This window comes from Variovorax sp. Soil_C_26, assembly GCF_057657075.1.
Map to the genome: position 1 here is coordinate 115982 of NZ_JBDGJC010000001.1, position 17324 is coordinate 133305.

14 protein-coding genes and 1 pseudogene are annotated in these 17324 nt (G+C 70.1%); 4 read left to right on the forward strand and 11 right to left on the reverse strand.

The genetic code is table 11. The annotated features are described in order from the left end of the window. Positions 1-38: 38 nt before the first annotated feature. Complete coding sequence (locus AC3A6G_RS00500; RefSeq protein WP_487861561.1) at positions 39-272, forward strand: hypothetical protein; 234 nt, start codon at positions 39-41, stop codon at positions 270-272. Positions 273-329: 57 nt separating this feature from the next. Here AC3A6G_RS00500 and AC3A6G_RS00505 read toward each other — a convergent pair whose 3' ends face one another. The 4 genes from AC3A6G_RS00505 to imuA all read right to left on the reverse strand — a co-directional run bounded on the left by AC3A6G_RS00505 (position 330) and on the right by imuA (position 6877). After that, complete coding sequence (locus AC3A6G_RS00505; RefSeq protein WP_487861562.1) at positions 330-1259, reverse strand: hypothetical protein; 930 nt, start codon at positions 1257-1259, stop codon at positions 330-332. Between the two features lie 87 nt (positions 1260-1346). After that, complete coding sequence (locus AC3A6G_RS00510; RefSeq protein ID WP_487861563.1) at positions 1347-4709, reverse strand: error-prone DNA polymerase; 3363 nt, start codon at positions 4707-4709, stop codon at positions 1347-1349. Further along, positions 4702-6087: a Y-family DNA polymerase gene (locus AC3A6G_RS00515; RefSeq protein ID WP_487861564.1), complete on the reverse strand. Its 1386-nt coding sequence runs from the start codon at positions 6085-6087 to the stop codon at positions 4702-4704. The genes AC3A6G_RS00510 and AC3A6G_RS00515 overlap by 8 nt, the downstream gene beginning before the upstream one ends. Further along, positions 6056-6877 (reverse strand): translesion DNA synthesis-associated protein ImuA, encoded by an 822-nt coding sequence (gene imuA, locus AC3A6G_RS00520; protein WP_487861565.1) that lies wholly within the window; start codon positions 6875-6877, stop codon positions 6056-6058. Before imuA ends, AC3A6G_RS00515 begins: the two co-directional genes overlap by 32 nt. Before the next feature lie 173 nt (positions 6878-7050). Here imuA and AC3A6G_RS00525 point away from each other — a divergent pair, with 173 nt between their 5' ends. Together AC3A6G_RS00525 and AC3A6G_RS00530 are read left to right on the forward strand one after the other, a co-directional pair. Beyond that, positions 7051-7887 (forward strand): CmcJ/NvfI family oxidoreductase, encoded by an 837-nt coding sequence (locus AC3A6G_RS00525; protein ID WP_487861566.1) that lies wholly within the window; start codon positions 7051-7053, stop codon positions 7885-7887. Continuing rightward, positions 7884-8530 (forward strand): annotated as a pseudogene (locus AC3A6G_RS00530) (DsbA family protein). Before AC3A6G_RS00525 ends, AC3A6G_RS00530 begins: the two are co-directional and overlap by 4 nt. Here AC3A6G_RS00530 and AC3A6G_RS00535 read toward each other — a convergent pair. Beyond that, on the reverse strand, positions 8501-9430 hold the full coding sequence (locus AC3A6G_RS00535) for a LysR substrate-binding domain-containing protein (protein WP_487861659.1): 930 nt from the start codon (positions 9428-9430) through the stop codon (positions 8501-8503). The pseudogene AC3A6G_RS00530 and the gene AC3A6G_RS00535 sit on opposite strands and share 30 nt — an antisense overlap. Positions 9431-9748: 318 nt before the next feature. Between AC3A6G_RS00535 and AC3A6G_RS00540 the strand changes: the two genes are divergently transcribed. Continuing rightward, entirely contained in the window at positions 9749-10726 is a 978-nt protein-coding gene (locus tag AC3A6G_RS00540) for an aldo/keto reductase (RefSeq protein ID WP_487861567.1), read from the forward strand. 10 nt (positions 10727-10736) lie between these two features. Here AC3A6G_RS00540 and AC3A6G_RS00545 read toward each other — a convergent pair whose 3' ends face one another. The 6 genes from AC3A6G_RS00545 to AC3A6G_RS00570 all read right to left on the reverse strand — a co-directional run bounded on the left by AC3A6G_RS00545 (position 10737) and on the right by AC3A6G_RS00570 (position 17295). After that, on the reverse strand, positions 10737-11702 hold the full coding sequence (locus AC3A6G_RS00545; protein WP_487861568.1) for a Bug family tripartite tricarboxylate transporter substrate binding protein: 966 nt from the start codon (positions 11700-11702) through the stop codon (positions 10737-10739). Between the two features lie 13 nt (positions 11703-11715). Next, a complete protein-coding gene (locus AC3A6G_RS00550; RefSeq protein WP_487861569.1) occupies positions 11716-12840 on the reverse strand; it encodes a porin in 1125 nt (374 codons plus the stop codon). 117 nt (positions 12841-12957) lie between these two features. Then, positions 12958-14643: a dihydroxy-acid dehydratase gene (gene ilvD / locus AC3A6G_RS00555; protein WP_487861570.1), complete on the reverse strand. Its 1686-nt coding sequence runs from the start codon at positions 14641-14643 to the stop codon at positions 12958-12960. Continuing rightward, complete coding sequence (locus tag AC3A6G_RS00560) at positions 14640-15071, reverse strand: aconitase X swivel domain-containing protein (protein WP_487861571.1); 432 nt, start codon at positions 15069-15071, stop codon at positions 14640-14642. The genes ilvD and AC3A6G_RS00560 overlap by 4 nt, the downstream gene beginning before the upstream one ends. Positions 15072-15094: 23 nt before the next feature. Beyond that, positions 15095-16396 (reverse strand): aconitase X, encoded by a 1302-nt coding sequence (locus AC3A6G_RS00565; protein ID WP_487861572.1) that lies wholly within the window; start codon positions 16394-16396, stop codon positions 15095-15097. A 50-nt stretch (positions 16397-16446) separates the two neighbouring features. Further along, complete coding sequence (locus AC3A6G_RS00570; protein WP_487861573.1) at positions 16447-17295, reverse strand: IclR family transcriptional regulator; 849 nt, start codon at positions 17293-17295, stop codon at positions 16447-16449. Positions 17296-17324: the final 29 nt, after the last annotated feature.

Here is a 17324-nt window from a genome sequence, read left to right on the forward strand (position 1 = left end):
AATCGATCGTCTCCAAGAGCAACATTCGAGGCGACACCATGACCACCGCCCGCCCGCCGGCACCCTCTTCCCCCTCTGCGCGGGTCCTGTTTTTCTCGCCGCTGCTGCGCCAGCTGCCGCGGGCGCATGCGGCAGCGCGGCTGTCGACCTGGCCGTTCCGGGTGGCGATCGACGCGCACCCTGCCAAGCTTCGCGAAGGCGCCGACATCCGCGTTCAGGCGGCACGCGTCATCCGCACGACCGCGGTGTATTGGGGGTCGAAGGCCGGCTGAGCGGGTTGGCGTTGTGCTTCTTTTCTTTCGAGAAAGGCGCCGCGTTACCCGGCCAAGCTATCCGGCCGCGGCCGCGAGTTCGCCCAGCATGTCCTGCGCATCGTCGTCGAAGCCCGCAATGGGCTGCGCCTTCGCGAGCGCCATCCACACGCCGAAGGGAATGCGTTCGAAGGCGCGGTGCACGGCGGCGCGCGCGACGACGAGCCGCTCGCCGTCGAGCAAGAGCACGCCGCATTCGGCCGGTATCTCGTCGGGTGACGCGATGCAGCGGCCGCGCGCATCGTTGCCCAGCACGTACCAGCACTCGCCGCCCAGGTCGAGGTAGGCCGCGCGCTTGTCGGACTTGCGCAGGTCGCCGAGCAGGTCGGCGCGGCTGACCTTGACCTCGTGCACGATGGGGTGCGCATAGGCCTCGACGCTGGTGTTCCGGATCGAGAACACGTCGGGCCGGGCCATGCACCAGCGCGGCTTGCCGCCCTCTTCGAGCGCGGGCAGGCGCGCCCGCAGACCCAGGCCGCGCCAGGCGATGCGGCCGCCGCGGGTCATCTCGCGCGCCACGCGCTCGACCAGCGCCTCGTGCGGCGAGAGCGCCGCGCGGTTGAGGGTGAGCGTGGTGGCGATGCGTGCAATGCCGGCATCGGTGACGCGCAAGGTCTCGTGGCCGTGTGCGGTGCGCACGCGCTCCAGAAAGCCGCCCGCGAGCAGCTCGACCTCGATGGCGTCGCAGCAGGGCCAGCCGGCCGAACGGTAGATCTCGCGCAGCCGCCGCGCATGGTGCTTGCCGAACGGCACCTCGGCGCGCTGCATGGGCGGCGGCGGGTCGCCCACGGGCGGCGGAAAGCCGGGGTCTTCGATTGGCGGCACGACGGGCGGTGGATCGCCTTCGGGTGGCGGAGGCGGCGGCGGCATGGGAACCGGCACGTCGGGCGCGGGCGGCGGCGGACCGATGGGCCCGGCCACGGGAAGGTCAAGGACGAGTGCGGACATGGGCTACAGGTTAGCGAAAACGAGCGTCGGGCGCGAGCCATGGAACGATCGGTTGCATGGGGGTCTTCATGGGCATGCGGGCCGGCTTCAATGGAAATCGCGGCTGGTGTTGCTCTCGGCCAGTCGGCCCATGAGCGGGGTCAGGTCCTTGAAGCCGGTGGCAATGAGGTGCTGCACCTTGCCTTGGTTGTCGTCGTCGCGCTGCCAGGTGCCCTGCACCGCGAGCAGGTGCGACTTGAGCAGCGGCTCGCGCCAGGCGTCGATGACGTGGTTCCAGACGATGACATTGACGTTGCCGGTCTCGTCCTCGAGCGTGACGAAGATGGTGCCGTTGGCGGTGCCGGGCCGCTGGCGGCCCTTGACGATGCCGCAGGCGCGCACGGTCTGTCCGGTGGGCACCTGCCGAAGCTGCTCGGCACTCATGAGCTTCATGCGCGCGAGGCGCGGGCGCAGCAGCGCGAGCGGATGGCGCCGCAGCGTGAGGCCGAGCGCGGCGTAGTCGCCGACGATCTCTTCGCCCTCGGGCGCGGCGGGCAATTGCAAGGCCTCTTCGTTGACGGGCACACCGCGCAGCAAAGTGGCGCCGCGGCTGCCCGTGTCGCGCGTCGCGGTGGCGTCCCAGACCTGCTGGCGCCGATGGCCCGACAGCGACATCAGCGCATCGGCGGCGGCAAGCGCGGCCATGTCTCTGGCGTCGAGCTCGGCGCGCAGCGCAAGGTCTTCGGTGCTGTTGAAGGGCGCCTGGGCGCGGGCCGCGAGCAGGCGCTGGGCGCCTTCCTCGCCGAGCCCCGAGATGCGGTTGAGGCCAAGCCGCACCGCGGGCTGGTTGGGGTTGCCGAGGCGATCGGCATGGCGTTGGTCGGTGCCGGGCGGCATGCACGGCGCATCGGGCGCGCGGGCCTCGAGCGTGGTGTCGATCTCGCTGCACGCGACATCGACCGGCCGCACCTCGACGCCATGCCGACGCGCGTCCTGCACCAGTTGCGAAGGGCTGTAGAAGCCCATCGGCTGCGAATCGAGCAGCGCGGCCAGGAAGCAGGCGGGCTCGTGGCACTTGAGCCAGCTGCTCACGGTGACCAGCTTGGCAAAGCTCGCGGCATGGCTTTCGGGAAAGCCGTAGTCGCCAAAGCCGAGGATCTGCTTGAAGATGGCTTCGGCGAACTCGCGCTTGTAGTCTCTCGCAACCATGCCGTCGACGAGCTTCTGGTGGAACTTCTCGAGTCCGCCCTTGCGCTTCCAGGCGGCCATGGCGCGGCGCAGCTGGTCGGCCTCGTCGGCGCTGAAGCCGGCCGCGATCATCGCGATCTGCATCACCTGCTCCTGGAAGATGGGCACGCCGAGCGTGCGCCCGAGGGCCTCGCGGAGTTCCTCTTTCTCGTAGTGGATCGGCAGGCCCTTGGCGACACGCTCGCGCTGCTTGAGGTACGGATGCACCATGCCGCCCTGGATCGGGCCGGGCCGCACGATCGCGACCTCGATCACCAGGTCTTCGTAGCAGCGCGGCTTGAGGCGCGGCAGCATCGACATCTGCGCGCGGCTCTCGATCTGGAACACGCCCACGGTGTCGGCATCGCAGATCATTTCAAACACGTTCGGGTCGTCGTGCGGCACCTGGTGCATCTCCATCGTCGTGCCGCGCCAGCGGTTCATGTGGTCGAGGCCGCGCCGGATGGCGCTGAGCATGCCGAGCGCGAGCACGTCGACCTTGAGCATGCCCATGGCCTCGAGGTCGTCTTTTTCCCACTGGATGACGGAGCGGTCTTTCATCGATGCCTTCTCGACCGGCACCAGCCGCGTGAGCTTGGTGTGCGTGAGCACGAAGCCGCCGACGTGCTGGCTCAGGTGGCGCGGAAAGCCCTTGAGCCGCCGCGTCATCTCGATCCAGTGTTCGAGCCTGAGCGCGTCTTCCTGCACGCCGACGCGCTCGGCGGCCTTCTGCAGCTGTTCGCCGAGCACGGTGTCGTCGAACCAGTAGTGGTCTTTCGCGAACTCGTCGATCAGCCGCTCGTCGATGCCGATGGCCTTGCCCGCGTCCCGCAGGGCGCTGCGCGCGCGATAGCAGATGACGACGGCGGCGATGGCGGCGCGCTCGCGGCCGTACTTCTGGTAGATGTACTGAATGACTTCTTCGCGGCGCTGGTGCTCGAAGTCGACGTCGATGTCGGGCGGCTCGTTGCGGTGGCGGCTCAGGAAGCGTTCGAACAGCAGGTGGCCCTTGTCGGGATCGACTGCGGTGATGCCCAGGCAGTAGCAGACGGCCGAGTTGGCGGAAGACCCGCGGCCCTGGCAAAGGATGTTCTGCGAACGTGCGAAGCGCACGATGTCTTCCACCGTGAGGAAGAACATCTCGTACTTCATCTCGGTGATGAGGGCGAGTTCCTTCTCGACCTGCGCGCGCACCTGGTCGGGAATGCCCGCCGGATACCGCCCTGCCGCGCCCTCCCAGGTCTTGCGCAACAGCGTTTGCACGGGCGTCTCGTGGGTGCCCACGGTTTCGAGCGGGTATTTGTAGTTCTCGCGGATCACGGCGGGATCGAAGCGGCACCGCTCGGCCACGACGAGCGTGTTCGAGAGCATCTCGGGCATGTACAGCGCGGCCAGCCGCACGCGCTGCCGCAGATGCCGCTCGGCATTCGACTGCAGCGCGAAGCCGCACTCGGCCACCGCCTTGCCCTGGCGCACGGCCGTGAGCACGTCGTGCAGCGGCTTGACCGAACGCGCATGCATGTGCACGTCGCCTGCCGCCACCAGCGGCACGCCGGCCCGTTCGCCGGCCTGCACCAGCGAGACGAACCAGAGGTCGTCGTCGAGCTCGTTGAAGAGGCCGAGCGCGAGCCAGAGGTTCTCGCCGTAGAGCGCCTTGGCCGCCAGCAGGTCTTCGTGCAGCGTGGCGGTGTCCGGCGCCTGGCCGGGCTGCCGGTGCGGCACGAACAGCACCTGGCAGTGCTGCAGCGAGGCGACGTCGCTCTCGTCCCAACCCACGCGGTATTCGCCCTTGGGCAGTTCGGTGTTGCGCGCGGCGGTGATGAACTCGCAGAGGTTGCCCCAGCCCTCGGTGTCGTTCGCGATCACCACGAGCCGAAAGCGCTCGAAGCGGAACTCGCTGCCGAACAGCAGCCGGAAATCGGGGTTGCGCGGAATTTTCGGTTCGTCGGGGTGTTCGCGCTCGTATTCCGCCAGCTTGGCCGGCAGTTCGCGCAGGCAGACATGCGCGCGCACGATGCCCGCCACCGAGCATTCGTCGGTGATGGCCAGGGCCTTGTAGCCGAGCTGGTAGGCGCGCTCGACCACTTCTTCGGGCGTGGAGGCGCCGCGCTGGAAGCTGAAGTTGGTCAGGCAATGCAGCTCGGCATAGTCGGGCAGGCCAGGCACGGCGCGTGCCTTTGGCGGCAGCGCATGCACCTTGGCGGTGTTGCGTCCGCGCAGCTGCTTCTCGCTCAGGTCAGGCATAGAAACCCTGCAGGTACCAGCGCACTTCGCCCGACGGCGAAAACCGCGCCGAGGGCCGCTCGCGGAAGATCCACACCAGGCCGGCCTCGGGGCTTTCGGCGATGTAGTAGTCGCGCATGGCGGGCTGGCCGCCCTCTTCCTTGTCGCCCCACCAGCCGGCCTCGACGCGCTGCGGGCCGATGAGCCTGGCGAGCGGTCCGCGGTAGCAGGGGCGTTCGCCGTCCATCTCGAGCAGCAGGGGTTCGGGCAGCAGCCAGGCGGGGTAGATGGCGTCGGGCTGCTGCTGCGCCTGTTCGGCCTTCGGCTGCCTGCGCGCCTTGCCGGACGGTGCCTCGGGTTTCGCGTTCGCCTGCAGCGCTGGCCGCCAGGCCTGCTTGCGCTCGGGCCGGTGGTCGGCCTGCGCAGCGGGCACCACCACCCGCTCGGGCCCGAGCCGCACACTGAGCCGCTCGACCATCTCGTGCAGCTTGTCGCCCTTGCGGTTGTCCTCGGGCAGGAAGCTGGTGCTGGCGCCGGCCCACGGATCGGTCTCGAGCGTGCGCAGCCGAATCCAGCTGGCCGGCGCGGCGAGCGTGGCCAGCGCGAGCTTTTCGGACAGCAGGCGGCGCAGGTGCGCCATGTCCTGCGTGGGCTCGGCCGTGCGCACGGTGACCTGCTGGTACGGCGGCAGGTCGGCGCCGTTGAAGCGCCGCAGGTCGAGCGTCCATTGCAGCTCGAGCGCGCGCGCGCCGCGCTGGCGTGCGCGCAGCCAGATCTGCAGCGCCGACAGCAGCCGGTTGGCCGACCACATGAGCTCGGGTGCCGTTTCGGCCAGCGCGGGGAGTTCGAGCTTCTGCTCGAACACGTCGGGCAGCGTGAGCCACTGGTGGCTTTCTGGGCAGAAGCCCCAGGCAGCGTCGAGCGCATCGCGCAGCTCGGTGCCGAAGCGGCGCACGAAACCGCCGCGCGGCAGCGCCGCCACGTCGCCCCAGGTGCGGCAGCCCAGCCGCGCGAGCAGGTCGAGGTGGCCGCGCGCGGCGCTCAGGGTGTCGAGCGGCAGGCCCGCAGGCAAATCCCGAGGCCGGCGCTCGTTGCGCTCGAACAGGCGCAGCCGCGCGAGCGCGACCAGGCTGGTGGCGCCCTGCGCGCCGCGCATCACGGCGCCGGGCGCGGGGTTCTCGTGGGCCAGCTGGCGCATCAGCGACGTGCGCCCGCCCCACAGGCGTTCGCAGGCCGAGACTTCGAGCATCAGCGCCTCGTCCTGCCAGGCGACATGCGGCGTGTAGCGCAGCGCCCACCAGCCCAGCGCCTCGGGCGTGGGGAGCGTGGCGGCATCCGGCGCGTCGGGCGTGTCCGGCGCGTGAGGCTCAAGCGACCACCGCAATGCGATCCAGTGCATCGGGTCCCCCTTTCCACGCGTCGATGCGCACCACCGTGGCCGACGACGACGGCGCTGCGGCGGCCGGGTCGGCGGGCAGCATGCGGCCCTGCTGCTGCAGGCGCAGCTTGCGGCGCACCCGCGCGGCCGCGAGCAACGCACTCATGCGCTCGTTGCGTGCGGGCAGCACGACGGGCGCAGCCAGCGGCGGGCCGCGCCGCTTGAGGATGTGCAGCGCCATCTGCGAGGTGTCGGCCGGGTCGGTGTCGAGCTGGATGCGCAGCCGCGCGGGCGATGCCCCCTGCGCGGCCGAAGCGGGCCGGCATACGAACAGCAGCACCTCGTGCTGGGCGGCCGCGAGCTGCAGCCGCCGCAGTTCGCCGACGCGGGCCTGCGGCAGCCAGGCCAGCACCGCGGCCACCTCGGCGCAGCGCAGCGCCTGCTCGCAGGCCCAGAGCCGCGCGGGCGGCGCATGGCTCTTGATGCACATGAGCGCCTCGAGTGGCAGGCCCCCGGCCGCGAGCGAGGCGCCGCAGGGCTCGAAGGGCGCGCCGATCAGCACCACGGGACCGCCCCGCGCCTGCACCGCCTGGGCCAGCGCAGGCAGCAGCAGCTGCCAGACATGGGCCTCGGGCGTCGCCTGCAGCAACTCCGTCATCGCGCCCACGGGCCAGCCGCCGCCCGGCAGCTCGGCGTCGAGCGCGGCATGGCCGGTGGCGGCGACCTGGGCGTCGGCCAGGCCGAGCTCGTCGGCATGCCAGACGCCCCGGCCTGCGGCGGCGGAGAAGGAGTCGAGTGAAGGAAGACCCATGGTGATTGCGATTTAACTGTATTTTCATACAGTATTTGCCGCATTGGCAAGCGGCGGAAACCTTCTTTTCGGACGCCTTTCTCACATTCCTATGACTCATGTCACACGGACCAGAAAGCGTTTGAACGCCGACCGAGGCTCCGCTCCAATGCCTCTTTCGAAGGAGCCCCGCAATGACACCCAGCACCCCCATCACCGCCGGCCTCAATTACCTGCAGCCCGATGCGCTGCGACCTTTCAGCTACACCTTCCCGCCGCCGCCCGGCACGCCTTGGGAAAGTGGCCGCTATGCACTACACGCTGTGCCGATCGCGGATGCGCGCACGGCCACCGAGCCGCCGCGCATCGAACGCGAAGGCTTCGAACTGCGTGATGCGCCGACCGCCGTTTCGAACTTCCTGGACGACAACGAGGTCGCGGCCGTGTACCACCGCGAGGTGGCCGAACTGGCGCTCGCGGTCACTGGCGGCAGCCGCGCCCATGTGTTCGACCACCTGGTGCGCCGCCGCGAGGCCGACCGCACCGCGTTGAGCTTCGGACGGCGCGGTGCCGACGGCCGGGCCGCGGCCAACGGCCGCATCCACAACGACTACACCGAAGAGTCGGGCCGGCGCCGGCTCGCGCTGGTGCTCGGCGATACCGCCGAGGCGGCTTCGGTGCGGCGCTACTGCATCGTGAACGTGTGGCGCTCGATCCGCGGGCCCGTGCTCGACACGCCGCTGGCCGTTTGCGACGCGCGTTCGGTAATGGCCGCAGACCTGGTGAGCGCCGAGGTGCGCTACCCGCGCCGCACCGGCGAGATCTACCTGGCCACGCATTCGCCGGCGCATCGCTGGTCGTATTTCTCGGCGATGGACCGGCACGAGGCACTGGTCTTCAAGCAGTACGACGCGCAACTCGGCGGCGTCTCGCGCTTCACGCCGCATGCGGCCTTCGACCACCCCGACGCGCCGGCCGACGCGCCGCTGCGCGAGAGCATCGAGGCGCGCTGCCTGGTGGTGTTCGAATGACGTCGCCGCAAGCCCGCCCGGCGCTCGACTTCTGGTTCGACTTCGGCAGCAATTACAGCTATCTCAGCACCATGCGCATCGAGGAAGAGGCGGCCCGGCGCGGCATCGACATTCGCTGGCAGCCCTTTCTGCTGGGACCGATCTTCCGTTCCTTCGGCTGGGCCACGTCGCCCTTCGTGCTGCAGAAGGAAAAGGGCGACTACATGTGGAAGGACATGGCCCGCCAGTGCCGCAAGTACGACCTGCCATGGACGCAGCCCACGCGGTTTCCGAGAGCCGCCGTGCTGCCGCTGCGCATTGCGCTGGTGGGCGCATCGCAGCCGTGGATCGGCGCGTTCTGCCGCCGCACGATGGCGATGAACTTTGCGGACGACCGCGACATCGATTCGCCGCATGCGATGCGCGACGTGCTGGCCGCGCTCGGCCTGCCCGCGCACCGCATCCTCGAGGAAGCGGCTTCCGATGCGAACAAGGGGCCCTGCGGCGACAGACGGAAACCGCTGCAGAGGAAGGCATCTTCGGCGCGCCCACCTTCTTTGCAGGCAACGAGATGTTCTGGGGCAACGACCGGCTCGACGATGCGATGGACTTCATCGCACCCGGCGCGGACTGCTCAGGCGCTGGCGGCCCCGGCCGCGCTTGAACGCCCGGCCTCTTCCAGAAGCCAGGCAGCCACATGACGCACCTCTTCGCGCGGCGTGCCGTCGGCCTGGACCAGCCAGTAAGCGTGGCCCGAAGGCTGCACCGGCGCGAGCGTTGCCACGCGCACGAGCCGCTTGTCGGCAAGCAGCGGCCCGATGAGTTCGAGCCGCCCGAGCGCCACGCCCTGCCCCGCCAGCGCGGCCTGGATCAGCTGGTCGTACTGGTTGAAATGCAGCGCGGCCTGCGGCCGGGCATCGGCCCAGCCGGCCGAGGCCAGCCAGCCGCGCCACTGCAGCCACGGATGCTGCGGATCGTCGAAGTCGAGCAGGCACAGGTCCGTGAAGGCCGCAGCGCCATCGAGGGCGGTGAGCCCAAGCGACGGATGCGCCACCGGCGCCACCGTTTCGCCGAAGAGCCGCAATGCACCGGCCGGCGCAAGCGCCGGCGTGGTGTAGCGGATCGCCAGGTCGATGCCTTCGGTGCGCAGGTCGACCAGGCGGTTGTTGGCCGACACGCGAACGTCCACGCCCGGATGCAGGCGCTGCACCCGGCTGAGTCTGGGCAGCAGCCAGAGGCCGGTCATGCCGATGCTGGCGCTGAGCGTGACCGGGCGCTGCTCGCCGCGCCGGCCGATCGCGCCCATCACGTCCTGCAGTTGCTGCACCGCGCCGTCGGCGCTGCGAAAAAGCCGCTCGCCCTCGGCCGTGAACGAGATCGACCGGTGGCCGCGCACCAGCAGCTTCACGCCGAGCTGCTCCTCCAGGGCATGGACCTGCTTGCTGACCGCCGACTGGGTGAGGCAGAGGTCCTGCGCGGCGAGCGAGATGCTCATGCGCCGGCCGACCGCGACGAAGCCCCGCACCAGGTCGAGCGATGACAGGCGAAGCAGCGAGAGTGGCATTCCCATGGTGAATATCATGCCCGATCGAAAACGGCGGCCCGAGCCGCCATCGCCTCAACGCACTTCGCGCAGGCCCGCTCACGGTGGGCGCTACAGGGTAATCAGGGCATTCATCACGACCTCGGATGTGAAGATTTCACATCCCATCGTACGCCTGGTTACGCGTTCATGCCAGCCCGCCGAAAAGCAAGCGCGCGGGGCTACAGCGTTTTCTCGAGGACCTCCCTCGGCACAGGAAGCTGCGCGTCGGGCCGCGCCCGGTGCTATCGTGAGCGCGGTTTTTCGCCCCGCCGCAATGGAAACACCGCCGCCCTTCCCATGAAAGACCTCGGCCCGCACGATGCCTCGCCAGCGCATTGGCCCGGCGCACGCCTGACCCGCGCAGCATTCCTGCGGCTGGCCGCCGCACTGCCGCTCGGCGCCGCCGCCATGGCGAATGCAGCAACAGCGCCGCAACAACCCGCGAGCAAGATGAACACCCGCCCCATCCCGTCGACCCGCGAAGCGCTGCCGGTGATCGGCTGCGGCACCTGGATCGGCTTCGACCGCCGGCCGGGCAGCGACGAATACCAGCGCCTGCCGGGCGTGCTCGACGCGCTGTTCGCGGCCGGCGGCAAGGTGATCGACAGCTCGCCGATGTACGGCCGCTCGGAAGAAACCACGGGCGAACTGCTGGCCGCCGCCAGGCAGCGCGACCGGGCCTTCCTGGCGACCAAGGTCTGGACTTCGGGCCGGAAGGCCGGCATCGCGCAGATGGAACAGTCGTTCGCACGCCTGCGCACCAATCGCATCGACCTGATGCAGGTGCACAACCTCGTCGACTGGAAGACCCATCTCGCCACGCTGCGCGCCTGGAAGAAGCAGGGCCGCGTGCGCTACATCGGCATCACGCACTACACGGCCTCGGCCTACGGCGAGGTCGAGGCGGTGCTGCGCGCCGAGAAGCAGCTCGACTTCCTGCAGATCAACTACTCGCTCGACGCGCGCGACGCCGAGCACCGGCTGCTGCCGCTTGCGGCCGACCTGGGCGTGGCGGTGATCGTCAACATGCCCTTCGGCGGCGGCGGGCTGCTGCGCCGGCTGCAGGGCCGGCCACTGCCCGCATGGGCGGGCGAGATCGGCTGCACGAGCTGGGCGCAGGTGCTGCTGAAGTTCGTGCTGGGCCATCCGGCCGTGACCTGCGCGATCCCGGGCACCGGTCGCCCCGAGCACATGGCCGACAACGCCGCCGCGGGCGCGGGGCCCGTTCCCGATGCCGCGTTCTGGCGCAGCAACGCGCCCGCCATCGAGCGCTGAATCGCGCCGGCTACTCGAACTTCACGTTGTGCTCTCGCACGGTGGCGCCGAAGGCCTCGTACTGCGTGCGGAAGAATTCGGTGAACTTCGCGGGGCTCATGCCGTAGCCCTCGAAGCCCTGCTGCACCAGCTGCGCATGCACCTCGGGCCGCTTCAGCGTGTTCTGCAGCTCCTGCGACAGCCGCTCGGTGATGGCCTGCGGCAGCCCGGGCGGACCGAAGAAGCCGGCCCACGGCGTGATGGTGAGCTTGCCGAGCCCGAGCTCGCCGCCCGTGGGCACGTCGGGCAGCAGGCCGCTGCGCTGCGGCAGCAGCGTGACCAGCGCGCGGATGCGCCCTTCCTTCACGAAGCCCGGCGCCAGCGTGCCGGTGGTGAACATCATGTGGATCTGGCCGCCGAGCAGGTCGGTCATGGCCTGCATGTCGCCCTTGTAGCGCGCGTTGACCACCTTGCGCTCGCCCAGCAGCTGCAGCATCGCGAGCTCCGAGGCGCTGTTGCTCGAGGCCGAGTTGTAGGCGCCCGGCTTGGCCGCCACCAGCGCGAGCAGCTCGTTCACGCTCTTGGCCGGCAGGCTCGACGGCACCACCAGGAACATCGAGAACTGGCCGGCCGAGCTGATCGGCGTGAAGGCCTTGAACGGGTCGTAGGGCGGCGTCGGCCGCAGCGTGGGCGCGGCCACCATGGCGGTGTTGGTGCCCATCAGCAGCGTGTAGCCGTCGGGCTTGGCCGACGACGTGGCCTGCGCCGCGAGCACGCCGTCGGCGCCGGGTCGGTTCTCGACAATCACCTGCTGGCCGAGCTGCTTCGAGAGCCCTTCCGCAATGATCCGCGTGAGCACGTCGGCGCCGCCGCCGGGCGCGAAGCCGACGATCAGCCGCAGCGGCTTGTCGGGGAAGGCGCCGCCGGCGCTCCACGCCGCTGTGGCGGGCAGCGTGGCCGCGGCAAGTGCGGCGAGATTGAGGTGTCTGCGTTGCATGGGGTCGCTCCTTTCAGAACAGGTGCCGCACGCCGAACTCCCAGCCCGACGAACGCTGTCCGCCCGCCGGCGCCACGCCGCCGCTGACGACGTAGCGCGCCTGGCCGCTGTTCATGAGCCGTGCATAGGTGCCGTAGAGCGCGGTGCGCTTCGAGAGGTTGTGCACGTAGCCGATGCCGAACTGCCGCGCGTTGTCGCGGTTGCGCGGCATGCCGTCGGCATGGCGCAGGCTGTCGTCGCTGCGGTCGTCGAGGTAGGCGTAGCTCAGGCGGATGCGGCCGACCTCGAACGCCGGGATGTGCGCGCCGATCTCGGTGGTGCCTTTGCGCACCGTGCCGGCCGCGAGCTTCACCGTCACGCGGTTGTAGAGCGCGAAGAACTTCGCGAAGCCCGCGTCCCAGCTTGCGCCGACGTTGGCGTGCGTGTAGTTGCCGATGGCCGCGGTGGCGTCGAAATGCGTGCGCGTCACGGCCGCGGCGATGTCGAAGGCGCCCGAGGCGAAGCCGAAGCGCGCGCCGGCGAAGTTGCCGTCGTCGCGGTTCGGCGCCGTGGAGTCGTTCTCGCCGGTGCCGGCCATGGCCATGCCGTAGAAGCCGCCGAGCCCGGCCGGCAGCCAGTAGCTCACGGTGTTGCTGCCGGTGATGCCCGTGGGCAGCGGCCCCGTGCCCGCTCCCGCGAACGTGAGGTTGCCCGCGCGCGCCACGCCGTTGGCATTGAAGGGATCGAAGTAGATGCTGTTGTAGTGCGTGGGAATGAAGTCGCGGCCGAGGCGCACTTCGCCGAAGCGCTGGTGCGAAAGGCTCACGAAGGACATGCGGTCGAAGGCGATCGGCCCCGCCGTTCCCGCGCCGCTCGGCTGGTTGTTGGTGTTGCTGGCGCGGCCGCCGCCGGTGTCGGGGTTCAGGCTGGCTTCGAGCCAGAAGCCCGCGCGCAGGCCGCCGCCCAGGTCTTCGGTGCCGCGAAAGCCGAGGCGGCTGGTCGAGAGCCCGCCGTTCGACAGCGCGGTGACCGAGCCCCCGCCGCCGCTGCGCGTGTGCTGCACGCCGAGGTCCATCACGCCGAACACGGTGACGGACGACTGCGCATGCACTGCGCCGCCCGCCAGCCCCAGCGCCGAACACATCAATAGTCTTTTCATGGCTGTCTTGTCTCCTGCTTCTTCTCTTGGTTGAACAACAACTCGGGTGCGCGCAGGGCTGCGCCACCGGGGGCGGAACTGCGTCCGCGCCGGTTGCGAAAGCCGTGCGAGAAAAACTTACTGCTCGGTGCGCACGAGCACCGCGCCTTTCGAGAGAGGGCTCACGTTGCGCCGGTACTGCTGCAGCCATCCGGTGTCGTGCATCGGCGGCGGCGCCTGCCAGTCGGCGCGGCGCGTCTGCAGCTCGGCGTCGCTCAGGTCGACGTCGAGCCGGCGCGCATCGAGGTCGATGGTGATCCGGTCGCCGTCTCGCACCAGGCCGAGCGGCCCGCCGAGCGCGGCCTCGGGCGAGACCTCGGCCACCACGAGGCCCTTGCAGACCAGGCCCGAGAGGTGGCCGTCGGTCAGTATCGCGACCTGGTCGCCCAGGCCCGCGCCGTCGACCGCGAACACCACACGCGAGGCACCGCCGCCCATCGCAGGGCCGCCGCAGGCACCGGCGCCGCGCATCACGACCACTTGGCCCGGCACGATCTCGCCCTTTTTCAGCGCCGCGATGGCGGCATCGGACGTCCAGAAGCACACCGCCGGGCCGGTGAAGCGGCGCACCTTGCGCTCGGCGATGCCGGCCTTGACCAGCCCCGATTCGGGCGCGAGGTTGCCGCGCAGCAGCACGATGGCGGGCAGCGGTGCCACCGGGCGGTCGATGGGGCGGATCACCTCGGCATCGGCCACGGCCGCATCGCGCAGGTTCTCGGCCACGGTGGCGCCGGTGACGGTGAAAGCGTCGGTGTCGAGCAGCGGCGCCAACTGCTTCATGAGCGCGCGGCAGCCGCCGGCCGCCTCGAAGGCCTCGATGCTGTGCTCGCCGATCGGGCGCACGCCGGCCAGCACCGGGGTGTCGGGGCCGAGGCGCTCGAACAGGCCATACACGTCGACGCCGCATTCGCCTTCGGTCGACACGGCCTGCAGGTGCTTGGCCGTGTTGAGCGACGCGCCGGTGGCGAGCACCGCACGCACCGCGTTGGCGAAGGCGCCGGGCGAGAGGATGTCGCGCGGCTTCAGGTCGTCCCACACCATCTGCACGATGCGTGCGCCGGCGGCGCGCACGTCGGCCATCATCTTCGGGCTCAGTGCGGCGACCGGCGCGCTGCCGGGCAACGCCATGCCGAGCGCCTCGCAGACGATGTGCATCGAGTTGGCCGTGCCCAGGCCCGAGCACACGCCGGGGCCGCGGATCGCCTCGCGGCTCATGGCCACGAGTTCCTCGACCGGCAGGTTGCCCGTCACCGCATGCATCGCGCCGATGAACACCTCCTCGATGTCCATGTGCCGGCCGCGGTACTCGCCGCTGGGCTGGTAGCCGCAGGGCACGAGCAGGGTCGGGATGTTGAGCCGCGCCGCCGCCATGAGTTGGCCCGGCACGGTCTTGTCGCACGAGGTGAGGCAGACCATGCCGTCGAGCTGCGCGCCCTCGACCGCCACTTCGATGTCGTTGGTGACGAGGTCGCGCGCGCCGAGCATGTAGGCGCCGCGTGCGCCGGCGCCGGTGATGAAGTCGCTCGGCGCGGCGGTGCGGATCTCGAACGGCACGCCGCCCGCGGCGCGGATCGCGGTCTTGATCTCAGCCGCCACCTGGTCGAGGTGGCTGAAGCAAGCGGCCAGCTCGGACGAGCTGTTGACGATGGCGATCTTGGGCTTCTCGCAGTCTTCCTCCGGGATGCCGAGCGCGCGCCAATGCGCATTGCGCACCGACCAGAGGTAGGAGCCACGCGGGAAGTTGCTGCGCAGGGGGCGGGTCATGGGCGGTCTCCGGAGAGGTTCTTCTTCTTGGTGATCTCGATCACGCCGCGGTCGGCGTCCACGCGCACCCAGTCGCCGGTCGCGATGCATTCGAGCGGATCGCGTTCGAAGTCGGTCATGGCGGGCGCGTGGGTGACCACGGCGCCGAGCGCCATCTTGGTGGTCATCTCGTTGAACAGGAATGCGGCGGGCGCGACGTTCATGAGCCGCGTCATGTGGAACATGGCCGACCAGCCCGACGATCCCTTGGCGCCGGGAAACACCAGCACCTTGCCCGCGAAGCTCTGGCCGCGCAGTTCGTGCCGCGTCTCGACAATGCTGCCGGTGCGCGGGTCTATGCCGCCCCAGCCCGAGATGCGGTCGCGCGTGACGAGCGCCTCGCCCTCGGCGACGCCGCCGACGACCTTGCGGCCGCGGATGATCAACATGGTTTCGCTCAGGCTCGCGGCGCTCATTGCATGCCCCCATTCCACCGCCCCGTGCAGGCCGCATCGATGCATTCCGCCGTGCTGCCGAACCACGCCTGCACCCCGAGGATCGCCGGCAGGTAGTGCGCCTGCTTGGCGGAATCGAGCGCGACGGTCTTCGTGCCCTTGGGCACGGCGCGGCTCATCGCCGAGCAGCTGTCGGTCATGAGGATGCCGCCCGCGTCCTCGATGATCTTCGTGTAGCCGTTCCGGTCGGCAAGCGACTTGATGGCCCGCGGCGTGAAGATCCAGAGCTCGCAGCCGTCATGCACCTTGCGCCCCTCGATGAGCTGCGCGGCTTCCCAGATCTGCTCGATGGTGTAGTGCGGGCAGCCGAGCATCACGTACTGCACGTCGGCATCGCGGCCGGTGGCGTTGATCTTCTCGTAGGTGGCGCGGCGCTCGGCCTCGCCGTAGTGCAGCACCGCCTGCGGCTTGCGCCCACCGAGCGCCTGCTCGAGCGTCAGCGCCTCGGGCGTGATGCCGACGATGTGGTACATCTCCACGCCGCCCGACGACGACGCGGCCGCGCCGAAGTGCTTGAGCCGCGGCAGGTTCGGCACCCGGGCGATGCCGCGCCGGCTGTGCACCACCGGCACGCGCTCCTGCACGTGCTCGCCCATGAAGTAGCCCAGCAGGCCCCAGTCCTGCACCGACTCGACCTCGATGCCCGCGTCGAGCTCGATCACGTGCGTGGCATGGCGGTTCTCGTCGAGGTGGTAGCCCCAATAGGGAATGCGGCCGGTGAGCATGGCCGCGCCGGTGCTCTCGCGGCCCTCGGTGTTGGTGCGCGCGCCGAGCACCGAGTTGCAATACACCACCGCCGACGATTCCATCCACGCGCAGTGCTCGCCGCGCGTGGGGATGTTGCCTACCTGGTAGGGCGTGCAGGTGTTCATGATCTGCGCGCCGAGGCCGGCCGCGTGGCGCTCGCTGCGCTCGTAGAACTGCACGATCTCCTCGCTCACGCCCATGCGCTCGGGCTGGCCGGGGTCGAAGCCCAGCTGCAGGTGGCTCGTGAAGACCTTGAACTTCGGGATCTCGACGGTCTCCTGGCTGTCGAGGCTGAATTCGGAGAACACCGCGTCCATGCCGCCGCCCTTGGCGAGCGCGAAGTCGCGCTGGAACGGCGTGGTCGAGGTGATCGATGCGCAGACGTTGCGCGTCTCGACCAGCCGCTCGGCGCCGAGCGCTTCGCCGTAGCGCATCAGCAGGTCCATGGCCTTCTGCACGGCCGGTCCGTCGCGGCCGTCGTACATGGCTTTTTCTTCATCGCTCAGGTGCATGGCCTGTGTCTCCGTTCTTCTTTTCCGTCGTGGGGGGAATCTGGTGGTCGCTAGCCCGATGTGGGCGACGGCACGTGGCCGCCGATGTCGCGCGCGATGGTGAGTGCGATGTCGTGCAGCCGCGGCGCGAGTTCGTTGCGCAGCCGCTCCTCGGTGAACACGAAGGCCGCGCCGCCGCCGTTGAGCGCCATCACCTCGCCGTCGGGCCCGACGAGCGGCACCGACACCGAATTGATCTCGCGGTGGAACTCCCCGAGCGACAGGCAGTAGCCGAGCCGCTTCGCCTCGCCGATGGCACGCGCCATGGGCGCCGCAATGCCGTCCCATTCGGGGCCGCGCAGCAGGCGCAGCGAATCGACGAGCTGGTTGCGCGCGGCCTCGGGCAGCGCCGACAGGTAGGCGCGGCCGAGCGCCGAGTTGGGCAGCGGCGCGCGCGAGCCCACGTCGAGCCGCGCCGACAGCATCGACGAGCGCGGCCGGCAGGCTTCGATCAGCACCATCTCCATGCCGTCGCGCACCGCCAGGTAGACCGAGGCGCCGACCTCCTCGGCCATGGCCTGCATGCTGGGCCGCGCGGCGGCGCGCACGTCGAGGCTGCCGAGGAACACGCGCGAGAGCGACACCACGCCGGGGCCGAGCATGAGCCGGTCGGCCGCGGGCGCGCTCTTGAGCATGCCGAGCGAGAGCAGCGTCGCGACCAGCCGGTTGACGGTGGCGCGCGGGATGCCGGTCATGCGCGCGATGTCGGCATGGCCCAGCACCGGCCGCTCTTCGCTGAAGCAGCGCAGCACCGAGATGCCGCGCTCGAGCGCGCTCACGGTGTCGGAGCGGTCGGCACGCGACTCAGCGGCGTCGGGCGATGCAGAAAGTGAGGAGGTTTCGTTCTTTTCAGTGGACATGGGAAAACCCGTTGCAAGACCCAGGACCA

Bases quoted from the DNA above. Each gene is read 5' to 3' on its own strand.
- ilvD (WP_487861570.1), bottom strand. From the start codon at position 14,643: ATGACCCGCCCCCTGCGCAGCAACTTCCCGCGTGGCTCCTACCTCTGG.
- AC3A6G_RS00545 (WP_487861568.1), bottom strand. From the start codon at position 11,702: ATGCAACGCAGACACCTCAATCTCGCCGCACTTGCCGCGGCCACGCTG.
- AC3A6G_RS00515 (WP_487861564.1), bottom strand. From the start codon at position 6,087: ATGCACTGGATCGCATTGCGGTGGTCGCTTGAGCCTCACGCGCCGGAC.
- AC3A6G_RS00500 (WP_487861561.1), top strand. From the start codon at position 39: ATGACCACCGCCCGCCCGCCGGCACCCTCTTCCCCCTCTGCGCGGGTC.
- imuA (WP_487861565.1), bottom strand. From the start codon at position 6,877: ATGGGTCTTCCTTCACTCGACTCCTTCTCCGCCGCCGCAGGCCGGGGC.
- AC3A6G_RS00540 (WP_487861567.1), top strand. From the start codon at position 9,749: ATGAAAGACCTCGGCCCGCACGATGCCTCGCCAGCGCATTGGCCCGGC.
- AC3A6G_RS00560 (WP_487861571.1), bottom strand. From the start codon at position 15,071: ATGTTGATCATCCGCGGCCGCAAGGTCGTCGGCGGCGTCGCCGAGGGC.
- AC3A6G_RS00535 (WP_487861659.1), bottom strand. From the start codon at position 9,430: ATGCCACTCTCGCTGCTTCGCCTGTCATCGCTCGACCTGGTGCGGGGC.
- AC3A6G_RS00565 (WP_487861572.1), bottom strand. From the start codon at position 16,396: ATGCACCTGAGCGATGAAGAAAAAGCCATGTACGACGGCCGCGACGGA.
- AC3A6G_RS00505 (WP_487861562.1), bottom strand. From the start codon at position 1,259: ATGTCCGCACTCGTCCTTGACCTTCCCGTGGCCGGGCCCATCGGTCCG.
- AC3A6G_RS00570 (WP_487861573.1), bottom strand. From the start codon at position 17,295: ATGTCCACTGAAAAGAACGAAACCTCCTCACTTTCTGCATCGCCCGAC.
- AC3A6G_RS00525 (WP_487861566.1), top strand. From the start codon at position 7,051: ATGACACCCAGCACCCCCATCACCGCCGGCCTCAATTACCTGCAGCCC.
- AC3A6G_RS00550 (WP_487861569.1), bottom strand. From the start codon at position 12,840: ATGAAAAGACTATTGATGTGTTCGGCGCTGGGGCTGGCGGGCGGCGCA.
- AC3A6G_RS00510 (WP_487861563.1), bottom strand. From the start codon at position 4,709: ATGCCTGACCTGAGCGAGAAGCAGCTGCGCGGACGCAACACCGCCAAG.